At 74.1% G+C, this 11239-nt stretch carries 10 protein-coding genes; 4 read left to right on the forward strand and 6 right to left on the reverse strand.

The genetic code is table 11. The annotated features are described in order from the left end of the window. Positions 1–143: 143 nt before the first annotated feature. Positions 144–410, reverse strand: a complete 267-nt coding sequence (locus ACFWXO_RS33165) for a metal-sensitive transcriptional regulator (protein WP_030553044.1) — start codon at positions 408–410, stop codon at positions 144–146. A gap of 99 nt (positions 411–509) precedes the next feature. Beyond that, positions 510–857, reverse strand: coding sequence for a PRC-barrel domain-containing protein (locus ACFWXO_RS33170; protein ID WP_375886992.1), 348 nt, complete (start codon positions 855–857; stop codon positions 510–512). A 244-nt stretch (positions 858–1101) separates the two neighbouring features. Here ACFWXO_RS33170 and ACFWXO_RS33175 point away from each other — a divergent pair, with 244 nt between their 5' ends. Both ACFWXO_RS33175 and ACFWXO_RS33180 read left to right on the forward strand, forming a co-directional pair. Continuing rightward, entirely contained in the window at positions 1102–1932 is an 831-nt protein-coding gene (locus ACFWXO_RS33175; protein WP_380528576.1) for an SAM-dependent methyltransferase, read from the forward strand. 177 nt (positions 1933–2109) lie between these two features. Continuing rightward, positions 2110–2859, forward strand: coding sequence for a DUF4097 family beta strand repeat-containing protein (locus ACFWXO_RS33180; RefSeq protein ID WP_380528577.1), 750 nt, complete (start codon positions 2110–2112; stop codon positions 2857–2859). A gap of 86 nt (positions 2860–2945) precedes the next feature. Here ACFWXO_RS33180 and ACFWXO_RS33185 read toward each other — a convergent pair whose 3' ends face one another. From ACFWXO_RS33185 to ACFWXO_RS33200, 4 genes are all read right to left on the reverse strand, one after another. Beyond that, positions 2946–3593 carry a hypothetical protein gene (locus ACFWXO_RS33185; protein WP_375886986.1) on the reverse strand — a complete coding sequence of 216 codons (648 nt, stop codon included), beginning with the start codon at positions 3591–3593 and terminating at the stop codon, positions 2946–2948. 117 nt (positions 3594–3710) lie between these two features. Continuing rightward, positions 3711–4385: a response regulator gene (locus tag ACFWXO_RS33190; protein WP_375886984.1), complete on the reverse strand. Its 675-nt coding sequence runs from the start codon at positions 4383–4385 to the stop codon at positions 3711–3713. Next, entirely contained in the window at positions 4382–5845 is a 1464-nt protein-coding gene (locus ACFWXO_RS33195) for a sensor histidine kinase (protein WP_380528580.1), read from the reverse strand. Before ACFWXO_RS33195 ends, ACFWXO_RS33190 begins: the two co-directional genes overlap by 4 nt. A gap of 251 nt (positions 5846–6096) precedes the next feature. Next, the gene (locus ACFWXO_RS33200) at positions 6097–8313 is read right to left on the reverse strand and encodes an MMPL family transporter (protein ID WP_375886981.1); all 2217 of its coding nucleotides are present in this window, start codon (positions 8311–8313) and stop codon (positions 6097–6099) included. 390 nt (positions 8314–8703) lie between these two features. Between ACFWXO_RS33200 and ACFWXO_RS33205 the strand changes: the two genes are divergently transcribed. Continuing rightward, entirely contained in the window at positions 8704–9828 is a 1125-nt protein-coding gene (locus ACFWXO_RS33205; protein ID WP_380528582.1) for a DegT/DnrJ/EryC1/StrS family aminotransferase, read from the forward strand. Positions 9829–9916: 88 nt separating this feature from the next. After that, positions 9917–10861, forward strand: a complete 945-nt coding sequence (locus ACFWXO_RS33210) for an NAD-dependent epimerase/dehydratase family protein (protein WP_380528584.1) — start codon at positions 9917–9919, stop codon at positions 10859–10861. Positions 10862–11239: the final 378 nt, after the last annotated feature.

Consider the following 11239-nt stretch of genomic DNA (forward strand, 5'->3'; position numbering starts at 1 on the left):
TATCTAGTGACCCGCGTCGATTCTTATTTATATACTGTGCCGCCGCGGCGGGACCGCGGGCGGCCCCCGGGGGGGGGGGCGCGGGGGGGCCGGGGGGGGGGGCCCCCGGGCCAGGGCCGGGGCTCGGGCTCGGGCTCGGGCGATCAGGCCAGGGCGAGGAAGAGCTTCTCCAGTTCGGCCTCGCTCATCGGCGCGCCGTCCTCGTCGGCGGCGGCCATGCACTGGCGCATCCCGCTCGCCACGATCTTGAACCCGGCCCGGTCCAGGGCGCGCGAGACGGCGGCGAGCTGGGTGACCACGTCCTTGCAGTCCCGCCCCGCCTCGATCATCGCGATCACCCCGGCCAACTGGCCCTGGGCCCGACGCAGTCGGTTCAGGACCGCGCCGACCGCCTCCTCGTCCACCTGCATGTCCGGGCCGCCTTTCACCTCGACTGTCGATGGACAAGTGTACCCGGTGGGGTATTCATTCCCGACCGGACGAAGATCGTCCCGCAGCGGGCGGCGGGATCAGCGCCGGGCCAGCCGCCGCTCGCCCGCGGCGCCCGTCGCGTACGGCAGCTCGTAGTACGCGAACACCTCGGGCTCGTCGGTGGCGGGCAGGATGTCGTCGGTGCCGATCGCCGGGGCGTCCTTGACCTTGCTCCGCGGGTGCGCCACCCGCAGGTAGGCCGGACCGGCCACCGCCCCCTCCAACGGGACGAAGGCCAGGCGGCGCTTGGCCATCACGCCGATCGTGACGGTGGCGAAGAACGGCTCGTCGGTGGACGTCTCGACGTAGACCGACTCCAGCGTGCCGATCCGCTTGCCGTTCTCGTCGACCACGTCCTGGCCCCGCCACTCGCGGATGTCTGCCATAGCGATTCCCATGGACCCGGACCTCCCGTGTCACGCGCTGCCACTGCCGTCGGCCCCTGCCGCCGGCCCCCGGAGTTCCCATCCTCCGCCGGGACCGCCGCCGGGGCACCACGAAAGGGACATACGGGGGCGAGCCGGCCAACCGCCACCAGGGCACTGACCTGGGCTTTAGGCTGTCCGCCGACGTTCGGGAACAGCCCGCCCGGGGAGCACCCCGGCCGGGACGGCCAGAGGGGCGGCAGGCATGGGGTACACGAGCATGTGGGAGTCCGGCGACCCCCGGATACCGGCCGACCTGCGGCCCGACACGCCCCACCCGGCCCGGATGTACGACTACTACCTGGGCGGCAAGGACAACTTTCCCGCCGACCGCGCCGCCGCCGAGAAGGCGCTCGCCGCCAACCCGGAGTTCCGCTCCACCGCCCGGGCCAACCGGGGCTTCCTGACCCGGGCGGTGCGCTGCGTCGCCGGGCTGGGCGTCGACCAGTTCCTCGACGTCGGCACCGGCATCCCCACCGCCGGCAACACCCACGAGATCGCCCGGGCCGTGGACCCGGCCGCCCGGGTCGTCTACGTCGACAACGACCCGATCGTGCTCAGCCACGCCCGCGCGCTGATGGCGGGCTCCGGGCCCGGACGCACCACCGTGCTGCGGGCCGACCTGCGGGAGCCGGCGGCGGTGCTGGAGGCCGTCCGGGCCGAGGGGCTGCTCGACTTCTCCCGGCCGGTCGGGCTGGTGCTCGCCGCCGTGCTGCACTTCCTGCGCGACGAGGACGAGCCGTACCGGGCGGTGGCCACGCTGCTCGCCGCCCTGCCGTCCGGCAGCCACCTGGTGCTCTCGCACGGCACGGCCGACTTCATCCCCGCCGCGGTGCGGGACCGGGTCACCGGCGTGTACGACAAGGCGACCGCGCCGCTGGTCGGGCGGAGCCGGGAGCAGGTGCGGGAGTTCTTCGACGGGCTGGAGCTGCTGGAGCCCGGGGTGGTCACCGTTCCGCTCTGGCGGCCGGAGGGGGAACCGGCCCCGGGCGCGGAGCGGGTGGGCATGTACGGCGCGGTGGCGCGCAAGACCTGACCCGACGTCACATGCGGTGCGGTGGAACGGGGTGGTGCTGGCCGGAGTGCCGATTGGGGGGTTTTTACCACCGCCCCGGCCCAGGGGCCCCGGCTACTGTCGTCGGGACGGCTCCGGAGCGGGGCGGTCGCACGGGGTCAGCACGCCACGCACGCGCATGACTTGGGGGGAACCACCATGGTCCACGACCGCCGCCACGTCCACCGACTCACCTACCGCTACGCCGGGGTCGCCCTGGCCGCCGGGCTCGCCACCGCGGCGCTCACCGCCTGCGATCCGGTCGGCACCTCGTTCAGCGACGACGCGACCGTGTCCGACAAGGTCACCGCGGTCAAGCTCGACAACTCCTCCGGGGACGTCACCGTCCACGGCAGGACCGGCACCGGGGGCGTCTCCGTCCACCGGAAGATCACGTACCACAGCGGCAAGCCCGGCACGAGCACCCGGGTCGACGGCGGGGTGCTGGTCCTCGGCGGCTGCGGGCACAACTGCTCGGTGGACTACACCGTCGAGCTGCCCGCCGGACTGCCGGTCAGCGGCGGCACCTCCGCCGGCGGGATCCACCTCTCCCAGATCGGCGAGGTCTCCGTCCACACCGACGCCGGGGACATCTCCGTCGACCAGGCCGCCGGCTCGGTCGACGTGCGCACCAACAACGGTGAGATCAAGGGAACTTCGCTCAAGGGCGACCGGATCCAGGCCAAGACCGACAACGGCGGGATCAACCTCACCCCCGGCAAGGCCCAGGACATCAAGGCCAGCACCTCCAACGGCGAGATCCACGTCACCGTCCCCGCCGGCTCCTACCACGTGAGCGCCGGGACGGACATCGGCGAGAAGCACATCGGCGTCCAGAACGACCCCAACGGCAAGTACAAGCTGGACCTGGGCACGGACATCGGCGACATCACCGTCAAGACCGGCTGACCGGCCCCGGGCCGGGGGCGCCGGCGCTCCGGGGGCGCGTGTCGGTCCGCGCGCACCCGGAGCGGGCGGGGCAGAGGGCCGGAGGGTCAGAGGGCGGTCTGGACCTCGGCGCGGTGGCGGATGTACTCGTCGGGGTGGGAGCGGGCGATGGTGACCGCCGCCTCCACCAGGGTGTGCAGGTCGGCCGGGTAGGCGCGCGGCACCAGGGGCAGGCCGGGCAGGATGCAGCGGCGGACGTCCAGGTCCTCGTTGCCGACGAACTCCCTCAGTGCGGCCCGGTTCCAGCTGTCGCGGACCGTGGCGCCCTCGTCGGCGGTCGCGTGCCGGCCACCGCGGACCGTCAGCGCCGTCCAGTACCAGGCCCGGGCGGCGCCCGCCCGCTCCGGGTTGGTGCCGGTCCGCAGGTAGTCGAGCAGGGCCAGTCGGACCCGGCGCTGGCCGAAGGCGATCAGGGCGGGCTCGACGAAGCGGCGGTTGAAGCTCGGGTTGGGGTCGTGGACCGCCGCCTCCAACAGCGGCTCGAAGTACTCCTCGGGCAGCTCGGACCGGCCGGTGAGCGCCTTGTGGACCTCCCATCGGGCCGCACCGGCGTAGTCCGCCCCCGTCGCGACCTCGGCCCCGAGCACGCGGAGCAGACGTGCGAGCCGCAGCTCGAACGCCTGCGACCCGCCCCCCGTGCGCTCGGGCAACGGCTGGAGAATCCGCACCTCGCCGGCCGTGTCCTTGGTTTCCACGAACATCCTCCTCATTCTGAGTCATCGGAAGACTACTCGCTGATACACCAGTTCGGAGTCGGTTTTCGGCCAGGACCGGATCTTGAACGGCTTCCGCGACGGAGGATTGACGTCGCGTCAGGCCGGGCGGCCGGGCGGGACCAGCCCGGACTGGTAGGCGATCGCGACGAGCTGGGCGCGGTCCCGGGCGTCCAGCTTGGACATCGCCCGGTGCACATGGGTCCGGACGGTGAACGGGCTGACGAACATCCGCTCGGCGATCTCCTCGTTGGTGAGCCCGGTGGCGGCCATCGACATCACCTCGCGCTCACGGGCGGTGAGCACGGCCAGCCGCTCGGCGGACGCGGCGGCGGCCGGGTCGGGCTGGGCGAGGAACTGCTCGATCACGGCGCGGGTGGCGGCGGGCGAGAGCAGGGCCTCGCCGGCCGCGACGGTGCGCACGGCGGCGAGCAGTTCCTTCGGGTCGGCGCCCTTGCCGAGGAAGCCCCCGGCGCCCGCGCGCAGCGCCTGGGCCACGTACTCGTCTATCTCGAAGGTGGTGAGGATGAGCACCCGGGTGCCGGAGAGCTCCTCGTCGGCGCAGATCTCGGCGGTGGCGCCGAGGCCGTCGGCGCCGGGCATCCGGATGTCCATCAGCACGAGGTCGGGCTTGGTGGCCCGGGCGAGTTCCACCGCCTCCCGGCCGTCGGCGGCCTCGCCGACCACCTCCATGTCCTCCTCGGCGTCGATCAGCATCCGGAAGGCGCCACGCAGCAGGGCCTGGTCGTCGGCGAGCAGCACGCGGATGGTCATGCGCGGTCCTTGTCCTTCCGGATGGCGTGATCGGGTCGGGTCGGGTCGGCGGGGGCGGCCCGGTCGGGGGAGCCGACGGGGCCGGTGGGGCGGTCGGAGTCCGTGGGGTGGCCGGAGCCGGTGGGGCGGACGGGCCGGACGGTGCAGTCGCGCCAGAAGGCATGGGCGGGCCGGTCCCTGGCGGCGGGCCCGGCCGGGTGGCCCGGTCCGGGCGTGCTCACGGCCCGGGCGGTGTCCAACGCCGGGGGCGCGACGTCCTCCCGGGCACCGGTGCGCAGCGGGAGTTCGGCGGTGACCAGGTAGCCGCCGTCCGACTGCCGGTCGGCGGTGAGGCGGCCGCCCACGGCACCGGCCCGTTCGCGCATGCCGATCAGGCCGAAGCCGCTCTCGCCCGGGGCGGGCGGCGGCAGCAGGGCGGTGCGGGGGCGCCCGGGTCTGGTCGGGCGGCTGTTGGCGACGCTGACGGCGACCCGGCTGCCGCTGTAGGAGAGGGTGACCTCGGCGTCGGCGCCGTGGGCGTGCTTGGCGACGTTGGTCAGCGACTCCTGGACGATCCGGAAGGCGGTGAGGTCGACGCCGGGCGACAGCGGCCGGGCCTCCCCCTCGACGGCGAGCCGCACCGGCAGGCCGGCCCGTTCGAAGGCGTTGATCAGCTCGGGCAGCCGGTCGAGGCCGGGGGCGGGTTCGAGCGGGGCGGGTTCCTCCGCGCGGCGCAGCAGGCCGACGGTGGCGCGCAGCTCCTGGAGGGCGGAGCCGGTGGCGTCGGTGATGTGGCTGAGCACCTCGCGGGCCTGCACCGGGTGGCTGTCCATGAGGTGGACGGCGATGCCGGCCTGGGCGTTGGCGAGGGCGATGTGGTGGGCGACGACGTCGTGGAGGTCGCGGGCGATCCGGATCCGCTCGTCGGCGACCCGGCGGCGGGCCTCCTCCTCGCGGGTGCGTTCGGCGCGCTCGGCGCGTTCCTCGATGGCGGCGAGGTGGGCGCGGCGGTTGCGGATGGAATCGCCGAGGGCGCCGGGCAGCAGGGCCCAGGCGAGGACGCCGAGCCGCTCGCCGAGCGGGCCGCCGGGGCCGAGGAACAGCGATATCCCACTGAGCAGGACGGCGGTGACGATGGAGGCGCGCAGCGCGGTGGCGCGGTCGGTGCGGGTGGCGAGGGAGTAGAGCGCGAGCAGCAGCGGGGTCGCCAGCGTCGGGGTGAGCCGCGGGCTGACCACGGCGAGCAGCATCGTGCAGAGCAGCGTGACGGCGACCACGGCGCGCGGGTGGCGGCGGTGGAAGAACACGACCACCGCGGCGATCAGGGCGAGCAGGCCGGTGGGCAGGTCGACCGGGGCGAAGCGCCCGCTGTTCTGGTCGATCGTGGCGCCGAGGGCGGTGATCCCGATCAGGGCCGTGCCGCCGGCGATGTCGAACGCCCGGGGGTGCTCACGGCGCAGGCGCTGCCAGGTGTCGCTCATCGTCCTGTTCTCCGGGTCGGGGTGCCCTGGCGGCACCCTCGCCGGGTTCTGCCAGTCGGTGTCGCGCCGCGCCCCGGTGCGGGGTGCGGAACGCCGAGTCGGGGCCTGCGCGCGGACGGCGGCCCCGACAGCAACGGTAACGGGTGGGGCTCGAACCGTTGTCCGAGCCGGGTGGCGCCGGGCCCGGCCCGAGGGGTGCTCGGGCCGGGCCCGGTGTCACCGGGTGCGCCGGGCCCAGGCCCGGACAGGACCTAGACGGTGACCGGCTCCTTGGCCGGTGCCGGTTCGGGGGCGGCGGTGTGCAGCTTGCTGCCCTCGACGTCGACGTCGGGTATCAGGCGGTCGAGCCAGCTCGGCAGCCACCAGGCGCGGCGGCCGAGCAGGGCGAGGACGGCCGGGACGATCGTCATCCGGACCACGAAGGCGTCGAAGGCGACGGCCGCGGCGAGGCCCAGGCCCATCATCTTGATCATCGGTTCGCTCATCCCGATGAAGCCCGCGAAGACGGCGATCATGATGAAGGCGGCCGCGGTGACCACCCGGGCGTTGTGCCGGAATCCGGTGACGATGGCCTCGCCCGGCTCCTCGCCGTGGACGAAGGCCTCACGGATCCGGGTGACCAGGAACACCTCGTAGTCCATGGCGAGGCCGAAGACCACGCCGATCATGAAGATCGGCATCATGCTCATCACCGGACCGGTCTGCTCCACGCCGATCAGGTCGGCCAGCCAGCCCCACTGGAAGACCGCGACGACCGCGCCGAGCGCGGCGGCCACCGAGAGCAGGAAGCCGAGCGCCGCCTTGAGCGGGACGAGGACGGAGCGGAAGACCACCAGCAGCAGCAGGACGGCCAGGCCGACGACCACGGCGAGGTAGGGCAGCATCGCGTCGCTGAGCTTCTGCGAGACGTCGATGTTCATCGCCGTCGTACCGCTGACCAGCACCGTCGCCCCGGTGGAGGCCTTGAGGCCGGCCGCCTGGCCGCGGATGGTGTGGACCAGGTCCTTGGTCGCGCTCTCGGCCGGGCCGGTGGCCGGAATGGCGTTGAGCAGGGCGGTGTCCCCCGCCTTGTTGAACATCGGCGGCGTGACCGTGACCACGCCCGGCACGGCCGAGACGCTCTTGGCGACCTCGCCGGCGGCGGCCTTCGGGTCCGCGGTGCCCTTGACGTCCACCAGGACGGTCAGCGGCCCGTTGAAGCCGGGGCCGAAGCCCTCGGACAGCAGGTCGTAGGCACGGCGCTGGGTGGTGGAGGTGGGCTTGGCCTCGTCCCCGGGCAGGCCGAGGCGCAGGTCGAGCGCGGGAGCGGCGAGCACGCCGAGGCCGACCACGCCGAGCAGCAGCACCGCGAGCGGGCGGCGCACGATGAACCGGGCCCAGCGGGAGCCGCCGTTCTCCTTGGCGCCGACCGGCCGCGCCGCGCCGTCGCCGTCGGCCTGGGCCTTGCGGGTCTTGCGGGGCAGCGCCCGGCGGCCGATGAAGCCCAGCAGCGCGGGCACCAGGGTGAGCGCGACCAGCACGGCGATGACGACCGTCCCGGCGGCGGCCATGCCCATCTTGGCGAGCATCGGGATGCCGACCACGGAGAGCCCGGCGAGGGCGATCACCACGGTCAGGCCGGCGAAGACCACCGCGGAGCCGGCGGTGCCGATGGCCCGGCCGGCCGCCTCCTGCTGGGTGCGGCCCTCGGCGAGCTCGGCCCGGTAGCGGGACACGATGAACAGGGCGTAGTCGATGCCGACCGCGAGGCCGAGCATCATGGCGAGCGTGCCGGTGGTCGAGGAGAGGCCGAGCACGCTGCCGAACGCGGTGATCAGCGACATGCCGAGGCCGACGCCGATCACGGCGGTGAGCAGCGGCAGGCCGGCGGCGACCAGCGAACCGAAGGTGATCACCAGGACGACGGCGGACAGCGCCATGCCGATCGCCTCGCTGCTGCCGCCCGCGTCGGGCTTGGCCATCAGCGCGTTGCCGCCGATCTCGACCTTGAGCCCGGCGTCCCGGCCGTGCTGGGCGGCCTGCTGGAGGGCGTCGGTGGCGCCCTTCGACACCTCACCCGCCTTGGCGGAGTAGCTGACCGTCGCGTAGGCCGTCGAGCCGTCCTTGGAGACCGCGCCCGGCATCTTGAACGGGTCCACCGCGGCCGTGACCTGCTCGCCGTGGGCGAGCTCGGCGACCGTCTTCTCGACGGCCTGCTGGTTCGGCCCGGCGGTGATCTTCTGCCCGGAGGGCGCGACGAACACCAGGCGGGCCGAGGCGCCGTCGGCGTGGCCGCCGGGGAAGCGCTCGTTCATCAGGTCGAAGGCCTTCTGCGCCTCCGTGCCGGGCATCGAGAATCCGTCGTCGGGTGCGGCGGGCGCCTTCGCCGCCAGGACTCCGGCGAGCGCCAGCACGGCGACCCAGAGCAGGGTCACCAGCCGGCGCCGGGCGAAGGCCCATCGGCCAAGGCGGTACAGGATCGTTGCCACGGGGGAACGGGCTCCTTCGGATTCGGAAGCAGGTGCGCGGAGGGGACGGGTGCGGGAACGGGCCCCCGGAGGCGGTCCGCTCGCAGCATGACCAATCCTTGATCGCCGACCCCTGCTCCGTCGTCGTCCCTGCGCAGGCCGTTTGCGTACTGCGGACGCAGTAGGGCCCTCCCCCGTACGGAGGAGCGCACGCCCCGCACCGGGAGCAGCCGGGAGCAGCCCGTTGGCCTGCGGCGGGAGCAGTCCCGGGTCACCCGGCCGGCCGGTGACGACGGGCCGCGACCGCCCCGGCCCAGTAGCGTGATGGGCCACTGGCCCGACCGTTTTGCCCTGGTCCGGGCCGACCCGTCCCGATCGGTGCTGACCCCAGCCCGCCGCCGGAGGTGCCTCATGGGCGTGCCAGCCGCCCGCATCGTGTTCGACGAGAACGACCGCGCTGCCGTCGCCGACGCCGTGACCGAGATGCTCACCACCGGTGCCCTCACCCTCGGCCCGTGGACCGAGCGGTTCGAGCAGGCCTTCGCCGCCGAGCACGGCGCCTCGCACGCCGTCGCGGTGAGCAGCGGCACGGCGGCCCTGGAGATCGTCCTGCGCGGTGTCGACGTGCGCGGCCGCGACGTGGTCGTCCCCGCCGTCACCTTCTACGCCACGGCCGGCGCCGTGGTGCACGCGGGCGGCCGCCCGGTGTTCGCGGACGTCGACCCGGCCACCCTGGCGCTCTCCCCGGAGACCCTGGCCGCCGCCCTCACCCCGGATACCGCAGCCGTCGTACTCGTCCACATCGGCGGGCTCGTCACGCCGGACGTGGACGCCCTGCGCGAGCTCTGCGACCAGCGCGGCATCCCGCTGGTCGAGGACGCCGCGCACGCCCACGGCAGCAGCCTGGGCGGCCGGGCCGCCGGGACCTTCGGCCTGGCCGGGGCCTTCTCCTTCTACCCGACCAAGGTCACCACCAGCGGCGAGGGCGGCATGATCCTCACCGAGTCGCCCGAGCTGCGCGACGAGGCCCGGATCCACCGCGACCAGGGCAAGGGCTCCTTCGGCACCAACCACCACGTCCGGCTCGGGTACTCCTGGCGGATGAGCGAGCTGCACGCCGCCGTCGGCGCCGTGCACCTGCGCCGGCTCAAGGAGTTCATCGAGACCCGCCGGGCCGTCGCCCGCCGCTACGACTCGGCACTGGTCGGCGTCGACGGCCTGCGGCCGGTGCTCGAACCGCCCGGCAGCCGCGGCAACTACTACAAGTACGTGGCGCTGCTGGCGCCCGGCGTCGACCGCGCCGCCTTCAAGAAGGCGGTGGCCGAGGAGTACGGGGTGCGGATGTCCGGCGAGGTCTACGACCTGCCGCTGCACCTCCAGCCCGTCCTCGCCCCCTACCGGGGCGGTCCGCTGCCGGTGGCCGAGGACGTCTGCGCCCGGCAGGTCTGCCTGCCGGTGCACTCCGACATGACCGAGGACGAGACGGAGCTGGTCGTCGAGGCCGTCTCCACCGTGCACCGGCGGATGGCCGGCTAGCCGGCCTGCCGCGTAGCCGGACAGCCGGACAGACCGGACAGACCGGACAGCCGGACAGCCGGACAGCCGGACCGAAAGGAGCAAGACCGTGCGGATAGCCGTCACCGGGGGCTGCGGGTTCATCGGCTCACACGTCGTGGACCACCTGATCGCGGCCGGCCACGAGGTGCTCGCCGTGGACACCACCGACCAGTACCTCAACCCCGACGCCGAACACGCCCGCCTCGACATCCTCGACCTGCCCGCGCTGACCTCGGCGCTGGCCGGCAGCGAGGTGGTCTACCACCTGGCCGCGATGGCCGACGTCGAGCAGGTGTCCGCCGACCCCGTCCGGGCGGTGCGGACCAACATCGACGGCACCGAGGCCGTCCTGGAGGCCGCCCGGCGCAGCGGACTGAGCCGCACCGTCCTGGCGAGCACCGTCTGGGTCTACGGAGCAGCCCTCACCGACGACCAACTCGACGGCGGGGAACAGGAGTTGGACGAGCACGTACCGATCGAGCTGGAACACAGCGGGCACCTGTACGTGGCCACCAAACTCGCCGCCGAGATGCTGGTGCACAGCTACCGCGAGCTCTACGGGCAGCACTTCACCATCCTGCGCTACGGCATCCCGTACGGTCCGCGGATGCGCGACGAACTGGTCGTCGCCCGGTTCGTCCAGGCCGCGCTGGAGGGACGGCCGATCACCATCGCCGGGGACGGCCGGCAGAGCCGCAACTTCGTCTACGTCGAGGACCTCGCCGACGCCCACGTCCGCGCCCTCTCCCCCGCCGCCGAGGACCAGACCTTCGCCCTGGAGGGCTCCACGGCCGTCTCGGTGCGCGACATCGCCGACACCGTCGACCGGCTGCTCGGGCCGGTCACCATCGAGCACATCGACGGGCGCAAGGCCGACTACACCGGGCGGCGGATCTCCTCCGCCCAGGCGAAACGGCTGCTCGGCTGGTCGCCGAGGACCCAGTTCGCCGACGGCGTGCACCGCTACGCCGACTGGTACCGGGCCGGCGCCGCCGCCCCCGCCGCCGGCTGACCCGGAACGCCCGATGCCGCACGCCCTGCTGGTCTCCGGCTCGCTCGGCCAGGGCCACGACGTGATGGCCCAGGCCTGCGCCGACACCCTGCGCGAGCGCGGCTGGAGCACCGCCACCGTGGACGCGATGGCGCTGCTCGGGCAGCGGTCGGGCGCCGCCGGGGAAGCCGTCTTCCGGCGGCTGCTCGACCTGCCCGGGGTCTACGACGCGTTCCACTTCTCGGCGCTGCGCCCGGGCGCCCGGGGCGCCCCGCTCGCCCCCGCCGGCGCGCGCCCCCGACGCGATCCCCGGCGCGGGGCGCGCGGGGCGGGGGAGGGGGCGCCGCAGGGGGGGTGGGGGGTGGGGCCCCGCGGGTGCGGCGGGGGGGGAGCGGGGGA

The organism is Kitasatospora sp. NPDC059088, assembly GCF_042738155.1.
Lineage (GTDB): Bacteria > Actinomycetota > Actinomycetes > Streptomycetales > Streptomycetaceae > Kitasatospora.